A 20,241-nucleotide genomic window follows, 5' to 3' on the forward strand; every position below is an offset into this window, starting at 1 on the left:
CATGATCGGCGCGCTCGCCCGCAAGTTTTTCGGCTCCGCCAACGACCGGCGGGTGAAGGGATATCAGTCCCGCGTCAACGCGATCAACGCGCTGGAGCCCGAGGTCTCGAAACTCTCCGACGAGGCGCTCAAGGCCCGCACCGCCGAGTTCAAGAAGCAGCTCGCCGAGGGCAAGACGCTGGACGATTTGCTGGTGCCCGCCTTCGCCACCGTGCGCGAGGCTGCCAAGCGCACGCTCGGCCAGCGCCATTTCGACGTCCAGCTGATCGGCGGCATGGTGCTGCACGAGGGCGACATCGCCGAGATGAAGACCGGCGAAGGCAAGACGCTGGTGGCAACGCTCGCGGTCTACCTCAACGCGCTCGCCGGCAAGGGCGTCCACGTCGTCACCGTCAACGATTACCTCGCCCGCCGCGACTCCGCCTGGATGGGCGAGATTTACGGTTTCCTCGGCCTGACCACCGGCGTGATCGTCCATGGCCTCGACGACGCCGAGCGCAAGGCGGCCTATGCCTGCGACATCACCTACGGCACCAACAACGAATACGGCTTCGACTATCTCCGCGACAACATGAAGTACCGGCTCGAGGACATGGTCCAGCGGCCGCATTTCTATGCGATCGTCGACGAAGTCGACTCCATCCTGATCGACGAGGCGCGCACGCCGCTGATCATCTCCGGCCCGCTCGACGACCGTTCCGATTTCTACAACACCATCGACTCGTTCCTGCCCAAGCTCGACAAGAGCGACTACGAGGTCGACGAGAAGCAGCGCACGGTGACGCTCACCGAAGCCGGCATGGAGAAGATCGAAGGGTTGCTGCGCGATGCCGGCCAGCTCAAGGGCGAGTCGCTCTACGACGTCGAGAACGTCTCGGTCGTGCACCACATCAACCAGGCGCTGCGCGCCCACACGCTGTTCACACGCGACAAGGACTACATCGTCCGCGACGACGAGGTCGTGATCATCGACGAATTCACCGGCCGCATGATGCAGGGCCGCCGCTATTCCGAAGGTCTGCACCAGGCGCTGGAAGCCAAGGAGCACGTTCAGGTCCAGCCGGAGAACCAGACGCTCGCCTCGATCACCTTCCAGAACTATTTCCGGATGTACGAAAAGCTCGCCGGCATGACCGGCACGGCGCTGACGGAAGCCGACGAACTGTTCGACATCTACAAGCTCGAGGTCGTGGAGATCCCGACCAACCTGCCGGTCGCCCGTCTGGACGAGGACGACGAGGTCTATCGCACCCAGAACGAGAAATACGCAGCGATCCTGGCCGAGATCGAGCGCGCCAATGCGCGGCTGCAGCCGGTTCTGGTCGGCACGGCCTCGATCGAAAAGTCGGAGGTGATTGCCGAGTACCTCAAGAAGCACGGCTACCGGCAGATCGACTTCGGCAACGAGAACTCGATGCAGAAGCTCTACGCCGCGGCGCGCGCCAACAAGCCCGCAAAGCTGTTCGCGGTGCTGAACGCGCGCTTCCACGAGCAGGAAGCCTACATCGTCGCCGAAGCCGGCGTTCCCGGCGCGATCACCATCGCGACCAACATGGCCGGCCGCGGCACCGACATCAAGCTCGGCGGCTCGCTCGAAATGCGCATCCAGCAGGAGACCGCCGGCATCGAGGACGAGGCCGAGAAGGCCAGGAAGATCGAGCAGATCAAGGCCGACATCGAGCACTTCCGCGACATCGTGCTGAAGGCCGAGGAGACCGTCGAGATCGAGCCGGCGAAGGGCAGCAAGCCCGCCAAGACCGTCAAGAAGCCGGGCGGCCTCTACATCATCGGTTCGGAGCGGCATGAATCCCGTCGCATCGACAACCAGCTGCGCGGCCGTTCCGGTCGTCAGGGCGACCCCGGCCGCTCGAAGTTCTTCCTGTCGCTGGAAGACGATCTGATGCGAATCTTCGGCTCGGATCGTCTCGACAGCATGCTCCAGCGTCTCGGCCTGCAAGAGGGCGAGGCGATCATCCATCCCTGGATCAACAAGGCGCTGGAGAAGGCGCAGCAGAAGGTCGAGGCCCGCAACTTCGACATCCGCAAGAACCTGCTCAAGTTCGACAACGTCCAGAACGATCAGCGCAAGGTGATCTTCGATCAGCGCGTCGAGTTGATGAAGGACGACAGCGTTGCCGAGACCGTCACCGACATGCGCCACGCCTTCATCGACGACCTCGTTGCCAAGCACGTGCCGGAGCATGCCTATGCCGAGCAGTGGGACGTCGCCGGCCTGAACGAAGAGCTGAAGCGCGTTCTCGATCTCGACCTGCCGGTCCAGGACTGGGCCAAGGAAGAGGGCATCGCCGACGAGGAGTTGCTCAAGCGCATCGAGACCCGCGCCGACGAGCACATGGCGGCCAAGGTCGGGCAATGGGGTCCCGACGTGATGCGTTACGTCGAGAAGACCATCCTGCTGCAGACGCTCGACCATCTCTGGCGCGAGCACCTGGTCATGCTCGACCATCTGCGCCAGGTCATTGGCTTGCGCGGCTACGGCCAGCGCGATCCGTTGCAGGAGTACAAGACCGAGGCCTTCAATCTCTTCCAGGAGATGAGCGCGCATCTGCGCGAGGCCGTCACGGCGCAGCTGATGCGGGTCGAGATCGTCCCGCCGGAGCAGGAGGCGCCGATCCTGCCGCAGATGGAAGCGCACAAGCTCAATCCGGATACCGGCGAGGACGAAATGGCGCTCGCCAGCGTCACGCTCGCCCCGCAGGCCACGGATGCAGCGCTGCGCGATCCGAAGAACCCGGCTTCGTGGGGCAAGATCGGCCGCAACGAGGACTGCCCCTGCGGCTCGGGCAAGAAGTACAAGCACTGCCACGGGCGGTACGCTTAGCGAATGGATGTGAGGCGCGACGTCGGCGCCTCACTCTTCTGTCGTCGCCCGGCTTGACCGGGCGATCCAGTAGTGTGCCGAGTATGAACGACAGCTTGGAGGTGGAAGTCCTCTATCCAGCCTGATGACGGCGAAGGATTAGCAAAGCGCAAGGGCGTCATCGCGAGGTGGGGTCTGAAGACAGCGTGGAGCAAAGCCGCGGCCCGATGAACAAACACCGGATAACGAGGCCTACCCGACCGGACGAGCGAGCTACTGATCGCGAAGTCCATAGTCATCAAGGGCCGGGGTGGTAGATCCGGCGGGCGTGCGGCGAAGGCGGTCGATCTTACCTCGGGAGGTCTGCACGGTGTCCCGGCAACGGGACTGAGGTCGCCGCAAGGCGGCCTGACCGCAGTGCAGAAGTCAGCAGAGGGCATAGTAGGCGGCGGCGCGCCGCCGAAGGCCTGAACGGTGGAAGAGGCCAGTAGAGCGGCGATCTCGTGCGAGCCATGCGGCAGAAGAATCAGGTCGAGCTGAACTTGGGCACCGGGGCGGAGGGTGAAGCCCGAAGCGCTGCCGCCCGAGAGCCTGAAGCCTGCACGGCGGAAGCCTGTCTCGAACGCCCGGCGGTCGCGGGACCGTCGATGGAAGACGTTGTCGGGCGTGAGAACCTGAAGGCAGCGTTGGCGCGAGTGAAGCGCAATAAGGGTGCGGCAGGCGTTGACGGGATGACCGTCGGCGAACTGCCGGCCTATCTGAAGGAGCACTGGCTCACGATCCGCGTCCAGTTGCTTGACGGCACCTACAAACCGCAGCCGGTGCGGCGGGCGGAGATACCGAAGGCGTCGGGTGGCCTGCGGCCGCTCGGCATTCCGACGGTGCTCGACCGCTTCATTCAGCAGGCGGTGATGCAGGTGCTGCAGGCGGATTGGGACGGAACATTCTCCGAGACGAGCTTCGGCTTTCGGCCGGGCCGCTCGGCGCATCAGGCGGTGGAACGAGCGCAGGCGTATATTGCGTCCGGGCACACTGTCGTCGTGGACATCGACCTGGAGAAGTTCTTCGACCGGGTCAACCACGACATCCTGATGGGGCTCATTGCCAAACGGGTTGCTGACAAGCGTCTCCTGAAGCTCATCCGCAGCTTCTTGAATGCGGGTGTGCTGGAGGGAGGATTGGTCAGTCCGACGGAAGAGGGCACGCCGCAAGGTGGACCGCTCTCGCCGCTGTTGTCGAACCTGATGCTGGATGTGCTGGACAAGGAGCTGGAGAAGCGCGGCCATCGCTTCGTGCGCTACGCCGACGACTGCAACATCTATGTGCGCAGTCAGAAGGCGGGTGAGCGGGTGCTGGCGGGCATCGAACGTTTCCTCGAAAAGCGCCTCAAGCTGAAGGTCAACAGGGCCAAGAGTGCGGTGGCCAAGCCGAGCATCCGCAAGTTCCTGGGCTTCAGCTTTACCCGCGAGCCGCTGCCACGACGGCGCATTGCGCCGCAGGCGATCGCCCGCTTCAAGGCGAGTTCGGGAGCTGACGCGACGCACGTGTGGCCAAAGCCTTGCGCAGACTGTCAAGGAGCTGTCACGCTATCTGATCGGATGGCGTGGCTACTTTGGCTTCTGCCAGACGCCGTCGGTGATGCGCGCACTTGACGAATGGATCAGGCGGCGGTTGCGCGCCATCGCCTGGAAGCAGTGGAAGCGTGGACCGGCTCGCTTCGCCGAGCTGCGACGCCGCGGCGTCGGCCGGGTTCTGGCGGCAAAGACCGCCGGCAGCCCACGTGGCCCTTGGCGGCTCAGCAACAGCCCCGCGCTCAACATTGCCGTGCCAAAGCTCTCTTCGGTTCGCTCGGTCTGGCTTCCATCGCGGCACAGCGGCCTGCATAATCCATCGAACCGCCGTATACGAGACCCGTACGTACGGTGGTGTGGGGGGAGGTCGCGAGACTCCCCTATCCCGATCCCTGCGGCGTTTCGGCTCAATCACATTCGTCTCTGGGATACTGGATCGCCCGATTAAATCGGGCGATGACAGGTGTGCGTGTGGCGCGGAATTGTCGTCGCGGCGAGAAGCCGCGAAGCTGCGACTCAATTCGAGCTGTCGATCAAGCTCTCCAGCAGCCGCTTGAGCTCGCTGGTCGGCTTGTCGCCGTAGCTCTCCAGGATATGCTCTTCCTGGTCGACCGCGAGCGAGTTGAGTTTTTTGCACAGCACCTTGCCCCGGTCGGAGATGAACATCAGCACCTTGCGGCGGTCGTTCGGGTCCTGCACGCGGTAGACCAGCGTGTCGGAGACCATGCGGTCGATCATCTTGGTCAGCGTCGGATGGTTGAGCAGCACCGCGTCGGCAAGCTCGCCCATCGAATGGCCGTCGCCGTCCGACAGCACTTTCAGGATGCGCCACTGCTCGACGGGAACCCCTTCCTTGCTCAACCGCAGTTCGAGCTGCCGGTTGATCTCCCGGTTGGCTTGCGCAAGCAGGTAGGCGAGGTGTTCGGTGATTGGAGCGTTCATTTTTGCCACGGCTAAGACTTCGTCTTGACCCAAATGAGTGAATGTCTTGCAATCGATGCTGCTTCTATATGCACTTCAATTCTTGAATATTCAATATTTTCAAAATAGGATGATTGCACAACAAAAGGGCGGATGCCGCGGCCGCCTGCTCAATGTGCTTTCAGGTCTGGTACCAGACAGGAGTTGGCGTGCGCGCGACGGTAAACTTCCCGGCTCACGGCGATCCGGCGTTGCCGCCGTCGTTGCTGTTCAGGAATCTGTCGCCCGCGGCGACCGACTTTCACCTGTCGCCGATTGACGCGCATTTCCAGAAGCGCCGCGGCGCGCGCAACAAGCTGCGCATCGGCAACTTCCTCACCTTCACCGGCTCGCCCGGGATCTGGGGCCCGACCTCCACCAACAGCGCGATGCTCGCGGTTGCCGAGATCAACAAGCGCGGCGGTATTCTCGGCCGCGAACTGGAACTGTCGATCTACGATTCCGGCGGCCCGATCGACGAGGTGGTGCAGCGTGCCGAGCAGGCCATCGCCTTCGATGAGGTCGATCTGATCATGGGCTCGCATATCAGCGCCGTTCGCGTTGCGTTGCGCAAGGTCACCGGCAACCGCATCCCCTATATCTACACGCCGGTCTATGAGGGCGGCGAGCGCACACCCGGCGTGATGGCGATCGGCGAGACGCCGCGCTGGCAGAGTCGTCCGTCGATCCACTGGCTCGCAGAGGCCAGGAAAGCGGCGCGATGGTATTTGATCGGCAGCGACTACGTCTGGCCGTGGCAGTCGCATCGCGCGGTGAAGCGCTACATCAAGGAAGCCGGCGGCCAGGTCGTAGGCGAAGAGTTTGTTCCCGTCGGCGAGGACAATCACGAGCCGCATCTGGCGCGCATCCGCGCCGCCAAGCCGGACGTCGTGCTGATCTCGCTGATCGGCACCGACAGCATCACCTTCAACCGCGCCTTCGCCGAAGCGGGCCTTGCCACCTCGACGCTGCGGCTCGCGGGCGCGATGGACGAGACCGTGCTGCTCGGTATCGGCGCCGACAATACTGAGAATTTGTTCTGCGCCTCCGGCTATTTCAATTGCATGGTCTCGCGCGCCAATGACGAGTTCCTCAGCGGTTACCACGGCATGTTCGGCTCCAACGCGCCGCCGGTCGGGTCCGTTGGCCAGTCGAATTACGAGGGGTTGCGCTTCCTGGAGGCCGTCGCCAACCGTGCCGGCTCGCTCGCAATGCATCCGCTGCTCAGGGCGGCGCGTAACACGGTGTACTCGGCGGGCCGCGGCCCCGTGACCCTTCGCGATGGCCGCGCCGAGATGCCGATGTATCTCGCCGAAGCCGACGGACTCGACTTCAAGCTCGTCAAGACGCTCTGAGAACCCGCGTACGGCGGCACAAGCTGATCTGCAAAATAATACTTGAAAAGGAAAATATTTCCGCCTCTAGTATCAACGTGGACACCGATTGGCCCCGCCGTGCAGGCGCGAGCCAAGCGGATGTCCGTACAAAGCCAGGGATCAAGAAGCCTCAAGGAGCGCGCCGTGCCAGTTGTCCTTCCCACGCCAGCCCAACTCCGCAGCGTCGCCGAGCAGTGCGGCCTCGCATTGACCGACGACGACGTGACCTCGTTCCGCGGCCTGATGCAGGGCTCGATCGATGCCTACAACCTCGTCGGCGCCATGCCGGACGAGGTGCCGGAGGTGAAATATCCGCGCACGCCAGGCTACCAGCCGTCGGCGGAAGAGAACCCGCGAAACGCCTGGTATCGCAAGTCGACGGTAAAGGGCGCTGCCAGCGGCAAGCTCAAGGGCAAGACCGTCGCGCTGAAAGACAACATCATGCTGGCCGGCGTGCCCATGATGAACGGCTCGACGACGCTGGAGGGCTATGTCCCCGATTTCGACGCCACCATCGTCACGCGCATGCTCGATGCCGGCGCCGAGATCGCTGGCAAGGTGCATTGCGAATCCTTCTGCATGTCGGGCGGCAGCCATACCAACGCGGTGGGGGCCGTTCACAATCCTCATAAGATGGGCTATTCCGCCGGCGGTTCGTCCTCCGGCAGCGGCGTCGTCGTCGCTCTCGGCGAGGTCGACATGGCGATCGGCGGCGACCAGGGCGGCTCGATCCGCATGCCGTCCTCGTTCTGCGGCACCTACGGCATGAAGCCGACCTGGGGCCTGGTTCCCTACACCGGCATCATGCCGATCGAGATCTTCGTCGATCACACCGGCCCGATGACGGCGACCGTCGCCGACAACGCGCTGCTGCTCGAAGTGCTCGCGGGCGATGACGGCTACGATCCCCGCATCAAGTCGCCCAAGGTCGAGGACTACACCAAGGCGCTCGGCCAGGGCGTCAGGGGCATGAAGATCGGCATCTTGAAGGAGGGCTTTGAGCAGGCGAATGCCGAGGCCGCCGTCAATGAAAGCGTGCGCGAGGCAGCTAAGCGCTTCAAGGATCTCGGCGCCACCGTCGAAACCGTCTCGATCCCGATGCATCTTGCCGGTCCCGCCATCTGGACACCGATCGGTACCGAGGGCATGACCCAGACCATGATGTATGGCGACGGCTACGGCTTGAGCCGGTCCGATCTCTATTCGACTTCGCTGATGGACTTCCATCGGGGCTGGCGCCGGCAGGCGGACTCGCTGTCCGAGACGACAAAGCTGTTTCTGCTGCTGGGCACCTACATCAACAACACTTTTGGCCCACGCTACTACGGCAAGGCTCTGAATATCTCCCGCCGCCTGACCGCTGCCTACGACAAGGCGTTCGACGAATACGACCTCTTGCTGCTGCCGACGACGCCGATGAAAGCGACCAAGCTGCCGGAGCCCACCGCCAGCCGCGAGGATTATGTCGCCCGTGCACTGGAGATGATCACCAACACCGCGCCGTTCGACATCACCCATCATCCCGCGATGTCGCTGCCCTGCGGCATGGTCGACGGGCTGCCGGTGGGCCTGATGCTGGTCGGCCGCATGTTCGAGGAATCCACCATCTACCGCGCCGCGCACGCCTTCGAGCAGATCGGCGACTGGAAGAAGATGTGAGAGAGGCATTGATGCAGACGAACGGAAGACCGGAGCGTTTTCAAACGAAGTGGGTACCGGTTCGCGTCAAGAAAACGCGTCAAAACAAGATTCTATCGCATGGCTAACGCGTTCGTCGCGGCTTTCGAGATCCTGAGCTTCGGCGCGATCATCGTCTTGATCGTGCTTGGGCTCGGGATCATCGCCAGCATGATGGGCATCTTCAACTTCGCGCAGGGCGAGTTCGTCCTGCTCGGGGCCTACATCACCTATCTCGCCTACGCCAAGGGCCTGCCGATCTGGACCGGCATGGTTGCAGCGCCCTTTCTGGTCGGTGCGCTCGGCTTCGTGCTGGAGGCGCTGATCATCCGCCGCTTCTATGCAGCGCCGATCGTGGCCATGCTCGGCACCTACGCGCTCGGACTCATTATCCGCGAATCCGTGCGCGGCCTGATCGGCGGCTTCTATCTCACGGTGCCCGAGCCGATCGGCGGCTCGATCGACATCGGCACCATGCATATCTCGGCGTGGCGCTTCACCATCATCGTCATCACGCTGCTGGTGATGGTCGGCTGCTATCTTCTGTTGTCGCGCACGAGCTTTGGTTTGCGCATGCGCGCGACGCTGGAGAATCCGTCGCTGGCGCGCGCATCCGGCATTTCGACGCCTCTGATGTACGGCGCCACGTTTGCCTTCGGCTCCGCGCTCGCCGGCCTTGCCGGCGCGCTGATCGTGCCGGTGTTCAGCCTCTACGCCGATCTCGGCATCCGATTCCTGATCCAGGGCTTTGTCGCCGTCATGGTCGGGGGCATCGGGTCGTTCATCGGCCCCGTCGCCGGCGCCGGCGTAATCGGCACGCTCAGTGCCGCACTGCCCTGGGTCATGGCGCCCGTGGTCGCCGACGTCCTCGTCTTCGTTCTCGCCATTGCCTTCATCAAATTCCGGCCGCAGGGCCTCATCGCTGGAAGAGGGGTTTAGTCATATGTTCGATCGTCAGCTCTCACGCCGCCGCTTTCTGTCCAATTTCGCTTTCGCCTCCGGCGCGGTCGCGACCGGGGTCGGAAGCTGGGTGATCCCGGCGCCCTGGGCCAATGCGGCCGAAGCCCCGATCAAGGTCGGCATCGCGACCGACCTCACCGGGCCGATCGCCTACGCCGGCAATGCCGACGCCAATGTCGCGAAAATGGTGATCAAAGAGATCAACGCCTCGGGCGGCCTGCTCGGCCGTCCGCTCGAGCTCTATATCGAGGACACCGCGTCGAATGAATCGGTCGCCGTCGGCAACGTGCGCAAGCTGATCCAGCGCGACAAGGTCGACATGGTGCTCGGCGGCATCACCTCGTCGATGCGCAACGCGATCAAGGATCCGATCGTGGCGCGCGGCAAGACGCTCTACATCTATCCGCAGCTCTATGAAGGCAAGGAGTGCACGCCTTATCTGTTCTGCACCGGGCCGACCCCGGCGCAGCAGTGCGACGAATTCATCCCCTGGCTGATCAAGAACGGCGGCAAGAAGTTCGCGCTGCCGAGCGCCAACTATGTCTGGCCGCACACGCTCAACGTCTATGCCCGCAAGGTGATCGAAGCCAATGGCGGCGAAGTCGTGTTCGAGGAATATTATCCGCTCGACCAGGTCGACTTCTCCGCGACCGTCAACCGCATCATCTCCAACAAGGTCGACGTCGTCTTCAACACGGTCATCCCGCCGGGCGTCGGCCCGTTCTTCAAGCAGCTCTATGAAGCCGGCTTCCTCAAGAACGGCGGTCGTCTCGCCTGCGTCTACTATGACGAGAACACGCTCAACATCAATCAGGCCGCCGAGATCGAGGGCCTCGCGAGCTGCCTCGACTACTTCAAGGTGCTGACCAAGGAGAACCCGTTCGACGCAAAGATCCAGGCGGCCTACGAGAAGGATTTTCCGGGCAACTTCCTGTTCGCCGCCGGAAGCGCCGCGACCGGCACCTATCGCGGCCTCAAACTGTGGGAGGCCGCCGTCAAGGAGGCCGGCAAGGTCGACCGCGACTCGGTTGCCGCCGCGCTCGATCACGCCAAGATCGCGGAAGGTCCGGGCGGACCGGCCGAGATGGTGCCGGGCAAGCGCCACTGCAAGATGAAGATGTACACCGCGGTCGCCAAGGCCGGGAACTACGAGATCGTCGGACGTAGCGACGGTCTCGTCGATCCCAAGGAATGCTAAGGTCGGATGCCGAAGTCGATGGGCGCAGTGAAACAGGCGATCCCCGCCGAGATCGGCGGGGAGACGGACGTGGCAATGGCTGAACGCGAAACGGCGGTGCAGGCCGCCGGGGGCGAAAGATGCTGCCGATCGTGGAGGGCGTGGTGCTTGTCGCCGCGCTCGTCGCGCCGTTTGTCCTGCAGGATTACCTCACGGTGTTCGCAACACGCGTGATCATCCTCGCACTGTTCGCGCTGTCGTTCGATCTGGTCTGGGGCTATGCCGGCATCATGAGCTTCGGCCAGGCCCTGTTCTTCGGTTCAGCCGGCTATGGCGTCGCGCTGCTCGCGCGCGATCTGGACATCACCAACATCTTCCTGGTGTTGCCCGCGGGCACGATCATCGGCCTCACCTTCGCACTCCTGCTCGGCGGTTTCCTGCTGCTGGGCCGGCATCCGTCCAGTGTGATCTTCGTCTCGCTCGGCACCTTGACCGGCTCCTACGCCGCCGATCGCCTGGCGCGTGGCTGGTACTATCTCGGCGGCCAGAACGGCATTCCCTCGATTTCATCCATGACGCTCGGTGGCTACGAGTTCTCGGAAGGGCCGGCGTTCTATTACCTCGTGCTCGGCATCCTCGTCGTCGTCTACCTGCTCTGCCGCTTCCTGGTGCGCTCGCAGTTCGGTCTCGCGCTCGCCGGCCTGCGCGAGAACGAGCAGCGCATCGCCTTCTTCGGCTACAAGGCGCAGCACCTGAAGGCGATCGTCTTCGCGATCGGCGGCGCCATCGCGGGGCTCGCCGGCAGCCTTTATGCGTTCCACGAGGGTTTTGTCTGGCCCAATATGGTCGGCGTCGTGGTCTCGACCCAGGTGGTGCTCTACGTGCTGTTCGGTGGCTCGGGCACGCTGATCGGCGCTGTCATCGGCACCGTCATTGTCGAGGGCGTCAGCTTCTGGCTGTCGGACAATTATCGTGACATCTGGCCGATCATTCTGGGATTGTTGCTGCTGCTCGTGATCCTGTTCCGGCCGCTCGGCCTGATCAGTTTTGTGCTCGGCGAACGCGAGCGGGTCGGCAGCTTCGGTGCCAAGATCAAGGAAATCAAGGAGAAGCGCAATGCCGCTCCTTGAAGCTGCCGGCATCTCAAAGATATTCGGCAAGCTCACCGCCCTCGACGGTGCCGCGCTGACCGTCGGCGAGAACGAGTTTCACGGCCTGATCGGTCCGAATGGCTCGGGCAAGAGCACGCTGATGAAGTGCATCGCAGGGGCCGAGGTGCCGACGCAAGGCAAGGTGAGCTTCGTCAATACCGACATCACTGCGTTCACGCCGACCGAGCGGGCGCGCGCCGGGATGAGCCTGAAATTCCAGATCACAAGCGTGCTGCCGTCGCTGACGCTCTACGACAACATCCTGCTCGCGCTGCAGGCGCACTCTACGCTGCTCGACCTCCTGTTCTCGCGCACCAGGAATGCGCTGCATGATCAGGTCATGAGCATGCTGACGCAATTCCGTCTCGCCGACCGCGCTTTCGATGCGGCGGCCGCGCTCTCCCACGGCCAGCAGCAATGGCTGGAGATCGCGATGGCGCTCGCCGGCAAGCCGAAGCTTCTGCTGCTGGACGAGCCGACCGGCGGCATGAGCCTGGAGGAGCGTCGCGTCACCGGCGAATTGCTGCAGCCGATCAAGCAGCATTGCTCGCTCGTCATCGTCGAGCACGACCTCGATTTCATCCGCGACATCTGCGATCGGCTCACCGTGCTCGACCAGGGCAAGGTGCTGGCATCGGGCACCGTGTCCGAGATCCAGGCCAACAAATCCGTTCAGGAGATTTATCTGCGCCGTGCCTGAATTTTTGGACATCAAGCATCTCGACGCCGGCTACGGCCGCAGCCAGGTCCTGTTCGACGTCAACCTCGGCATTCCCTGGCGTGGCGGCGTCGCCGTGCTAGGCCGCAATGGCGCGGGCAAGACCACGCTGATGAAGACCATCATCGGCGAATTGCCGGCGTGGAAGGGCGAGGTCGGCTTTGACGGCCGCGACATCAGCCGCCGCCGGCCTGAGGAGCGCGTCCGCGCCGGCATCGGCTACGTGCCGCAGGAGCATTCGGTGTTCGCGCGTCTCTCGGTGCGCGACAATCTCGCCGTCGGCTCGCTCTTCAACAAGGATGCCGTCGCGGTCGACCGCGTGCTGGCCATCTTCCCGAAACTCGGTCAGCGCCTCGACCAGCCCGCCGGCACGCTTTCCGGCGGCGAGCGCAAGATGCTCGCCATCGGCCGCGCCATGCTCGGCGATCCAAAACTGCTGCTGCTGGACGAGCCGACCGAGGGCGTCTGGATCGGCGTGATCGAGGAGATTACCGAGCGCCTGATCGAGCTCGCCAGGAATATCGCCGTCATTATCGTCGAGCAGCACCTCGACCTCGCGCTGCGCGTTGCCGACTACGCCTACGTGCTCGACCGCGGAAGAGTCGCGCTGCAAGGCGCGGCCGGCGAGGTGAGGGGCAATCCGGAGCTGATGCGGTATCTCGCGCCGTAGGAGCCCTTTGAGGGCCGCTGAAGAACCGGCCGCCTCAGGGTAACGGTGAAGTGTCGTCGAGAAACGGATTGACGATGGTGAGCCCGCCGATGCTGTGGCCATGCTGCATGTCTTCGCTATAGAGCGTCTCGCAACCGGTCTCGATTGCCGCCGCGACGATCAGAGCGTCGTAGAAGGCAAGCGCGTGGTCGCGCGCAAGCCCAAGAGCCGTAGCGTGCGTGTCAGCGGTGAGCGGTGCGACATCCGGGAAACGAAACCGGATCGATTGCACCGCAGCCTCGATGACTGGCCAACCCTGCCTTTGCTTCTTGCGCAGAACATTGGTGAACTCGTTCAGCACCTGCGCACTGATGACGCCGCCGCCGGCAATCGTGGTCAGCGCGCGCTCGCGGCGGATATCGGTCGAGAAAGCATAGACGAGGATGTTGCTGTCGAAGAACGCGCTCACCGCTCGTTCGCCTCGTCGCGGTCGAATTTGTAGCCTTCAGGCAGGGAATCCGGAACTGCTCCGCCTGCTTGAGAAATTCCGCCCGCCTGTCGATCTTCTCGACCGAAATCTGGCCTTTCGAGGCCTCCACGACGGTGAGCTCGTCACCGGGTGAGAGATTCAAGGCTTCGACGAGGGTCTTGGGCAGGCGGACCGCGAGGCTGTTACCCCATTTGGAGACCAGCATGACGTGCCCTATGATATACAATCTTGCTGTATATCATAGGATGGATATCGTCCGAATCCAAGCGGTTTCAGACCTTGGAATGCTGTCGATCCTCCGGGGCGGCCGTAAGCTTGGTCAGAATCGGGGCGGGCGAGAGGGGTCGCGAAAACCCGCTTACTTCACCGCGCCAAACCGGCTGTCGAACGAGTTCGACGATACCACCGGCGCTGCGCCGGCCATCTGCGCGCCGCCAACGGCACCATCGTTCATCGACGGTTTCGACGCGGGCCGCGTTGCGGCGACCTTGGTCTCGGCGGGCTTTGCCGGCTCGGCGGGCTTCGCGGCCACGGCTAGCTTGTCCTTCGAGGCATCGCGGTGGACGAAGTGGCTTACTGCAGCCTTCAGCTTGGAGGCGGTGCTCGGCGCTGCGGGCGCGGGGGCCACCGATGCGGTCGCTTGCGGCGCTGAGGCGGTCGCTGTCGTGTCGGCGGTGCCGAGGCCCATCTTGCGGCCGAGATTGGAGAAGAAGCCGCCGGATTTGTCGGCCGAGGCGACGCGGGTGCTGGTCGCGGGTGCGGCGACCGCAACGACCGGCTCTTCCTGCGGCGCGGCCGCGGCCGCGGCCTCGAGATTCGGCTTCGGCGGATTGACGGTGCCGGGAATCGTGCCCGGCGCCTTCGACATCGCCAGCATCTGCAGCGTATTGCCTTCGGCGCCTTCCGACAGGCCGGTCGAGCCTTCCGGAATCTTCGCGGCAAAGATCTTGTTCATGCCGCCATCGATGCCGGTGTTCAAGCGCGCCACCGGAATGCCCTTGGACACGAGTTTGTTGTACTCGGCCTCGTCCTTCGCCTGCTTCTCGCGCACGGCGCTGGCGATGTCCTCGGGGATCACATAGGCCGGGCACTTCGCGGAAGCGTCGAACACGGGATCGCGCTTGGCGTCGGGCGCCTTCGCAGCGTCGAACACGTACTTCTTCTCGCAGAAGTCGACCTTCGGCTCCTGCCGCGTCACCTCGAAATGATCATAGCCTTCCTTGATCATCTTCCAGAAGGCCATGTTCGGATTGTTGCGGTGCTTGGCCATGTTCACCGGCGTCATCCTGAAAGGATAAGCCTGGAACTGGAACGCCTTCTGGCCGCCGAAGAAGGACTCGCGCCCGAGCGAATAGATCTCCGCGATCTGCTCGTCCGTCATCGCGTAGCAGCCGCGCGACGAGCAATCGCCATGCACCATCAGCTGCGAGCCGGTGCGGCCGAGCGCCTTGTCGAACGCGTTGGGGAAGCCAGTGTTGAACGAGAGGTAATAGGCCGACTGCGGATTCATCTGGCTCGGATTGATCGAGTAGAATCCTTCCGGCGCCTGGCGATCGCCTTCGCGCACCTTCGGACCGAGGTCGCCCGACCAGCGGCAGATCGGATAGGTCTTGAGCAGTGCGAACTGGCCGGAGCGGGTCTGCTTCCAGATCTCGAGTTCGGCCTCCTGCTTGAAGAGGCGGATCAGGATCGGCGATTGCAGATCCATGTCCTTCTCGCCCATCGCGGTGACGAGCTTCGGCGAGACCGGCTGGTTGGCCTTGGCGTTGGTCGCGAGCGAGACCTGGTCGGTGTCGCAGCCTGCCAGCGCAATGCTGGCGGCAAGCGCGACCGAAGCCAAAAGCGCACGAGCAAGCGAACGAGAATTCAAGATGGACCCCACAACGTGCCGGGCAAGGAGCGCGAACCCCGATCTTCGAAGCATGGCCTGACCGGATATCCGGACTTGATTCAGACCAAGCTCCAGCGCTGATGCCCTGAAGCCATTGATTAAAATTCTAACCTCCGCGCCGTTGGGTCGCAACCCGACTGGGGATCACGAGCCCGTTGCCCGACAGGCGTGGTCAACAGGGACTTAAACTGGGCCGGAACTGGGACTGAATTAGGCGCTGCTGCCAAACTGTTACTGAGATCGCCGATTTGGGCAAAAAAAGGGTTAATACGGCGTTACCGGGGCCGTCGGAGGGAGGTCCAGTAGGGTAGGCAAAGCGAAGCGTGCGCCCGCCATTCCCTGCCGCCCGACCAGTTCGTGGGCACGGCGCTTTGCGCCTTTGTCCACCCTACAAGGCTGAAATCGGGCGAATCAGCCCAGTTTCCGGCCGATATCGAGGAATTTCTGCCGGCGCTGCTTGCGGATGGCGTCGCCGTCCAGCCCCCGCAGCTCGTCGAAGGCTTTTGCGATGGCATCGCCGGTGGTGGCGATCATGGCGGCCGGGTCGCGGTGGGCGCCGCCGACCGGCTCCTTCAGAATGCTGTCGATCACCCCGAAGCGCAGCATGTCCTGGGCGGTGATCTTCATGTTGTTGGCGGCTTCCTGCGCCTTGCTGCCGTCGCGCCAGAGGATGGAGGAGGCGGCCTCCGGCGAGATCACGCTGTAGATCGCGTGCTCCAGCATCAGCACCCTGTTGGCGGTGGTGATCGCAATTGCGCCGCCCGACATGCCCTCGCCGGTGATGATGGCGACGTTCGGTACGGTCAGCGCCATGCAGGCATCGGTCGACCGCGCGATCGCCTCGGCCTGGCCGCGCTCCTCGGCGCCGATCCCGGGATAGGCGCCGGCGGAATCGGCGAGCGACAGCACGGGCAGGCCGAACCGTTCGGCCATCTCCATCAGCCGCACGCATTTGCGATAGCCTTCGGGCCGGGCCATGCCAAAATTGTGCTTGATGCGGCTCTCGGTGGAATCGCCCTTTTCCTGGCCCATCACACAGATCGCTTCCCCGCGGAAGCGGCCGAAGCCTGCGACCAGCGCCTCGTCCTCGCCGAATTTGCGGTCGCCGGCGAGCGGGGTGAATTCGGTGATCAGGCCCTTGATGAAGTCGTTGAAATGCGGCCGCTGCGGATGCCGCGCGACCAGCGTCTTCTGCCACGGCGTCAGGTTTTGATAGAGGTCGGCCAGCGCCTGCGCCGCCTTGTCCTCGATCCGTCCGATCTCCTCGGCGATGTCGGTGCCGGAGGCAGCGAGCGTCCTGAGCTCGTCGACCTTGGAGTCGAGCTCGGCGACCGGCTTTTCGAAGTCGAGATAGCTGCGCATCTGGTCTGGCATCAACTCAATATAGGAGGACGGGGCGGAGAGGCGAAGCAGGGTTGGCTTCTCGCAAAGAAGTGTAGCTTCTTCAATGGCTTGACCTGTGCACTCCCGGGAGCGCGCCAAATCACGAATGAGGCCACGGCTCTTTCTGCGGAGATGTAGCCGAAGTCAAGGCGGTTTGCGGTTGTCGTCCCGACCGGATCTCGTGTCCCTGACGCGCTGCAGCGCTTCTATAGCGCTGCTGCGCAGAGCCGGGACCCAGCGAGCATGGCCCCGGCTCTGCGTCGCATCGTTTCACGCTGCGCCGCGTCCGGGGCACGAGACCTCCCTACTTCTCCGCCAGCGGATGCAGGTCGCGCACCAGGCTCTTCAGCCGCTCCTCGACCACATGGGTATAGATCTGGGTGGTCGAGATGTCGGTATGGCCGAGCAGGGTCTGCACGATGCGCAGATCCGCGCCGTTGTGCAGGAGGTGGCTGGCAAAGGCGTGGCGCAGCACGTGCGGGGAGACCAGGCGGGCCTGAAGCCCCGAGGCCATCGCGAGCTCCTTGAGGTCGCGGGCAAAATGCTGCCGCGTCAGATGCCCGCTTTCGCCGAACGAGGGAAACAGCCATTTCGTGGTCGCGACACTGCTCTTGTTCTCACCCTTTTTGTTTTCCTTGGCCGCTTCCGTCGCCGCGAGGTAATCCGCCATCGCCTGCCGCGACGCCGCGTTGAGCGGCACCAGGCGTTCCTTGTCGCCCTTGCCGCGCACCACGATCATGCGGGCGTCGCGCTTGGCGGCCGTGCGCGGCAGCGACACCAACTCGGAGACGCGCAGGCCCGTCGCGTAGAGCACCTCGAGCAGGCAGTAGAGCCGCAAAGCGCGCAGTCGCTGTGACGGCGAGGCGTCCGCCGCCTCGCTCATCTCCTTGGCGCGCGTCAGCATGCGATCGACGTCGGTGATCGACAGCACCTTTGGCAGGCCGCGGCCGCGCCTGGGCCCGGACAGGATCGCCGCGGGATCTTCGGCTCTGATGCGTTCATTGAGGAGAAAGCGGAACAGGTGCCGCATCGCCGACAGCCGCCGTGCGACGCTGGAGGATTTGAAGCCGCGCGCATCGAGGTCGCCTAGATAATCGCGCAGCGTTTGGGTCTCGGCGTCCACAAAGCTGTGGCCGGAGCGGCCGAGAAACTCGGAGAAATCGGTGAGGTCGCGGCGATAGGCGTCGAGCGTGTTGGGCCCGGCGCCTTGTTCCGCCGCGAGCATGTCGAGGAACAGGCCGGTGAGCTTGGCGTCGGAGGGCTTGCTGGCAGAGGATTTGCGCATGCCCCGGAGGCTAGCTCCTATTTCTTGAGAAACCTATCCGGCGGGATCGTCACCGTCATTTCCCGCGGCTTCGGATTGACGAAGTTGGCCAGCGCGAACACCACGCCATAGACGATGCCGGCGATCACGGCGACGACCGTCAGGAAGCGGAACAGACTGGGCATCGGGCAAGGTCTCGGCGAGGGTCTCGAACGGGCAAATTAACCAATGAAATCATCCAACATGTTCGCCGTTTCGTGGCAAGAGTCCTCTGGCGAGGGCCCCGAGGGGGTCGTATAGGTGGCCGGGATGCCGCCTTTGGCGGCAAATCGAGCGAGATCCAGAGCAAGATCCAATGTCCGACGCCGCGTTGCCAGCACAAGCGAGCCCCGAGGCCGACATCCTGTCGGCGCTGGGCGCGCGTTCGATCGTGCTGGTCGGCATGATGGGCGTCGGCAAGTCGACCATCGGCCGCCGCATGGCGGCACGGCTCAAGCTGCCCTTCGTCGATGCCGACACCGAGATCGAGGCGGCGGCCGGCATGACCATACCGGAGATTTTCGAGCGCCATGGCGAGCCGCATTTCCGCGACGGCGAGGCGCGGGTGATCGCCCGCCTGCTCGACGGCGGGCCGATCGTGCTGGCGACCGGCGGCGGCGCCTTCATGCGCGAGGAGACGCGGAACCGCATCGCGGCGAAGGCGATCTCGATCTGGCTCAAGGCCGACCACGACGTGATCATGCGACGCGTCCGCCGCCGCGCCGACAGGCCTCTGCTGCAGACTCCCGATCCCGAGGGCACCGTGACGCGCCTGCTCACCGAGCGCGAGCCGGTCTATGGCAAAGCCGATCTCACCATCGCCTCGCGCGACGTGCCGCACGACAGAATCGTCGACGAGACCATCGAGACGCTGCGCGCCCATCTTTGCGGGGAGAGCGCGTCCCATTCCCCAGCCGACGTCGCGAGTGCCGTTCGATGACCGCGCCCCTGAAGCATTCTGATCCCGTCAATGTCGATGTCGCGCTCGGTGATCGCGCCTACGACATCGTCATCGGCCGCGGCGTGCTGTCTTCGCTCGGCGAGCGGATCGCCGCTTTGCGCCCCGGCGTGCGCACGGCTGTTGTCACCGACCGCACCGTTGCAAAATACTGGCTCGAGCCGACCGAGGCCTCGCTCGCCGCCGCCGGCATTCCGACCTCGCGCGTCGTGGTCGAGGAAGGCGAGATCTCGAAAACCTATGCGGGGTTGGAAAAGGTCAGCGAAGCCCTGATCGCCGCGAAAATCGAGCGCAACGATCTCGTCATCGCGCTCGGCGGCGGCGTGGTCGGCGATCTCGCCGGCTTTGCGGCGGCGATCCTGCGCCGTGGCGTCGATTTCGTGCAGGTGCCGACCTCGCTGCTGGCGCAGGTCGATTCCTCCGTCGGCGGCAAGACCGGCATCAACTCGCCGCAGGGCAAGAATTTGCTGGGCGCCTTCCACCAGCCGGTGCTGGTCATCGCCGACACTGCCGTGCTCGACACGCTCTCGCCGCGGCAGTTCCGCGCCGGCTATGCCGAAGTCGCCAAATACGGCGTGCTCGGCGACGAGGCCTTCTTCGCGTGGCTGGAGAAGAACCACGCGGACATCTTCAAGGGGGCTCGGCGCGCGAGCACGCCATCGCGACCTCCTGCCGTGCCAAGGCGGGTGTCGTCTCCCGCGACGAGCGCGAGACCGGCGAGCGCGCGCTGCTCAATCTCGGCCATACTTTTGGCCATGCGCTGGAAGCCGCGACCGGTTTCTCCGATCGCCTGTTTCACGGCGAAGGCGTTGCGATCGGTATGACCCTGGCAGCGCAGTTTTCCGCAAGGCTCGGCATGATCGGCGAGGCCGACGCGGCCCGCGTCGAGCAGCATCTCATCGAGGCCGGTTTGCCGACCCGCCTGCAGGACATCGCGGGCTTCGCGCAGGAAGGCCTCGCCGACGCCGACGCGTTGATGGCGCTGATGGCCCAGGACAAGAAGGTCAAGCGCGGCAAGCTCACCTTCATCCTGCTGGAGGCTGTGGGGCGTGCCGTCATCGCCAAGGATGTCGAGCCGGCGCCGGTGCGCGATTTCCTCAAAGAAAGCTTGCGCAAAAGGCATGACGCGCGGTTGAACGACGCTAAAGCGTTTTCG

The 20,241-nt window shown here is 64.0% G+C and carries 15 protein-coding genes and 4 pseudogenes; 12 read left to right on the top strand and 7 right to left on the bottom strand.

Translation table 11 applies throughout. The annotated features are described in order from the left end of the window. Position 1: 1 nt before the first annotated feature. The 3 genes and pseudogenes from secA to ACTGJ9_RS07570 all read left to right on the top strand — a co-directional run bounded on the left by secA (position 2) and on the right by ACTGJ9_RS07570 (position 4,840). Positions 2–2,842: a preprotein translocase subunit SecA gene (gene secA / locus ACTGJ9_RS07560; RefSeq protein ID WP_456676557.1), complete on the top strand. Its 2,841-nt coding sequence runs from the start codon at positions 2–4 to the stop codon at positions 2,840–2,842. Positions 2,843–3,468: 626 nt separating this feature from the next. Beyond that, a pseudogene (gene ltrA, locus ACTGJ9_RS07565) lies at positions 3,469–4,230 on the top strand (group II intron reverse transcriptase/maturase); the annotation flags it as partial. A 4-nt stretch (positions 4,231–4,234) separates the two neighbouring features. Then, complete coding sequence (locus tag ACTGJ9_RS07570) at positions 4,235–4,840, top strand: group II intron maturase-specific domain-containing protein (RefSeq protein WP_456676558.1); 606 nt, start codon at positions 4,235–4,237, stop codon at positions 4,838–4,840. Positions 4,841–4,908: 68 nt separating this feature from the next. Here ACTGJ9_RS07570 and ACTGJ9_RS07575 read toward each other — a convergent pair whose 3' ends face one another. After that, the gene (locus ACTGJ9_RS07575) at positions 4,909–5,334 is read right to left on the bottom strand and encodes a MarR family winged helix-turn-helix transcriptional regulator (RefSeq protein WP_148751963.1); all 426 of its coding nucleotides are present in this window, start codon (positions 5,332–5,334) and stop codon (positions 4,909–4,911) included. Positions 5,335–5,522: 188 nt separating this feature from the next. Between ACTGJ9_RS07575 and ACTGJ9_RS07580 the strand changes: the two genes are divergently transcribed. From ACTGJ9_RS07580 to ACTGJ9_RS07610, 7 genes and pseudogenes are all read left to right on the top strand, one after another. Further along, positions 5,523–6,707: a substrate-binding domain-containing protein gene (locus ACTGJ9_RS07580; RefSeq protein WP_456676559.1), complete on the top strand. Its 1,185-nt coding sequence runs from the start codon at positions 5,523–5,525 to the stop codon at positions 6,705–6,707. A gap of 165 nt (positions 6,708–6,872) precedes the next feature. Next, on the top strand, positions 6,873–8,387 hold the full coding sequence (locus tag ACTGJ9_RS07585) for an amidase (RefSeq protein ID WP_456676560.1): 1,515 nt from the start codon (positions 6,873–6,875) through the stop codon (positions 8,385–8,387). A 99-nt stretch (positions 8,388–8,486) separates the two neighbouring features. After that, positions 8,487–9,344 (top strand): branched-chain amino acid ABC transporter permease, encoded by an 858-nt coding sequence (locus ACTGJ9_RS07590; protein ID WP_456676561.1) that lies wholly within the window; start codon positions 8,487–8,489, stop codon positions 9,342–9,344. 4 nt (positions 9,345–9,348) lie between these two features. Continuing rightward, entirely contained in the window at positions 9,349–10,563 is a 1,215-nt protein-coding gene (locus ACTGJ9_RS07595) for a substrate-binding protein (protein WP_456676562.1), read from the top strand. Between the two features lie 6 nt (positions 10,564–10,569). After that, positions 10,570–11,672, top strand: a pseudogene (locus ACTGJ9_RS07600) (branched-chain amino acid ABC transporter permease). Next, the gene (locus tag ACTGJ9_RS07605; RefSeq protein WP_456676563.1) at positions 11,659–12,393 is read left to right on the top strand and encodes an ABC transporter ATP-binding protein; all 735 of its coding nucleotides are present in this window, start codon (positions 11,659–11,661) and stop codon (positions 12,391–12,393) included. Before ACTGJ9_RS07600 ends, ACTGJ9_RS07605 begins: the two are co-directional and overlap by 14 nt. Continuing rightward, positions 12,386–13,081: an ABC transporter ATP-binding protein gene (locus ACTGJ9_RS07610; RefSeq protein ID WP_456676564.1), complete on the top strand. Its 696-nt coding sequence runs from the start codon at positions 12,386–12,388 to the stop codon at positions 13,079–13,081. Before ACTGJ9_RS07605 ends, ACTGJ9_RS07610 begins: the two co-directional genes overlap by 8 nt. A 34-nt stretch (positions 13,082–13,115) precedes the next feature. Here ACTGJ9_RS07610 and ACTGJ9_RS07615 read toward each other — a convergent pair whose 3' ends face one another. From ACTGJ9_RS07615 to ACTGJ9_RS07640, 6 genes and pseudogenes are all read right to left on the bottom strand, one after another. Further along, entirely contained in the window at positions 13,116–13,529 is a 414-nt protein-coding gene (locus ACTGJ9_RS07615; RefSeq protein ID WP_456676565.1) for a PIN domain-containing protein, read from the bottom strand. A gap of 145 nt (positions 13,530–13,674) precedes the next feature. Next, a pseudogene (locus ACTGJ9_RS07620) lies at positions 13,675–13,755 on the bottom strand (AbrB/MazE/SpoVT family DNA-binding domain-containing protein); the annotation flags it as partial. Between the two features lie 153 nt (positions 13,756–13,908). Beyond that, positions 13,909–15,420, bottom strand: a complete 1,512-nt coding sequence (locus ACTGJ9_RS07625) for a L,D-transpeptidase family protein (RefSeq protein ID WP_456676566.1) — start codon at positions 15,418–15,420, stop codon at positions 13,909–13,911. Between the two features lie 432 nt (positions 15,421–15,852). Next, entirely contained in the window at positions 15,853–16,815 is a 963-nt protein-coding gene (locus tag ACTGJ9_RS07630; protein WP_456676567.1) for an acetyl-CoA carboxylase carboxyltransferase subunit alpha, read from the bottom strand. 313 nt (positions 16,816–17,128) lie between these two features. Then, the gene (gene xerD / locus ACTGJ9_RS07635) at positions 17,129–18,109 is read right to left on the bottom strand and encodes a site-specific tyrosine recombinase XerD (RefSeq protein ID WP_456676568.1); all 981 of its coding nucleotides are present in this window, start codon (positions 18,107–18,109) and stop codon (positions 17,129–17,131) included. A 17-nt stretch (positions 18,110–18,126) separates the two neighbouring features. Next, positions 18,127–18,273, bottom strand: coding sequence for a histidine kinase (locus ACTGJ9_RS07640; protein WP_319335990.1), 147 nt, complete (start codon positions 18,271–18,273; stop codon positions 18,127–18,129). A 170-nt stretch (positions 18,274–18,443) separates the two neighbouring features. Here ACTGJ9_RS07640 and ACTGJ9_RS07645 point away from each other — a divergent pair, with 170 nt between their 5' ends. Both ACTGJ9_RS07645 and aroB read left to right on the top strand, forming a co-directional pair. Continuing rightward, positions 18,444–19,067, top strand: a complete 624-nt coding sequence (locus ACTGJ9_RS07645) for a shikimate kinase (protein ID WP_456676569.1) — start codon at positions 18,444–18,446, stop codon at positions 19,065–19,067. Further along, positions 19,064–20,205 (top strand): annotated as a pseudogene (aroB, locus tag ACTGJ9_RS07650) (3-dehydroquinate synthase); the annotation flags it as partial. The gene ACTGJ9_RS07645 and the pseudogene aroB, both read left to right, overlap by 4 nt. Between the last annotated feature and the right edge of the window lie 36 nt (positions 20,206–20,241).

This window comes from Bradyrhizobium sp. RDM12 (assembly GCF_051917485.1).
In the GTDB taxonomy this organism is placed as follows: domain Bacteria; phylum Pseudomonadota; class Alphaproteobacteria; order Rhizobiales; family Xanthobacteraceae; genus Bradyrhizobium.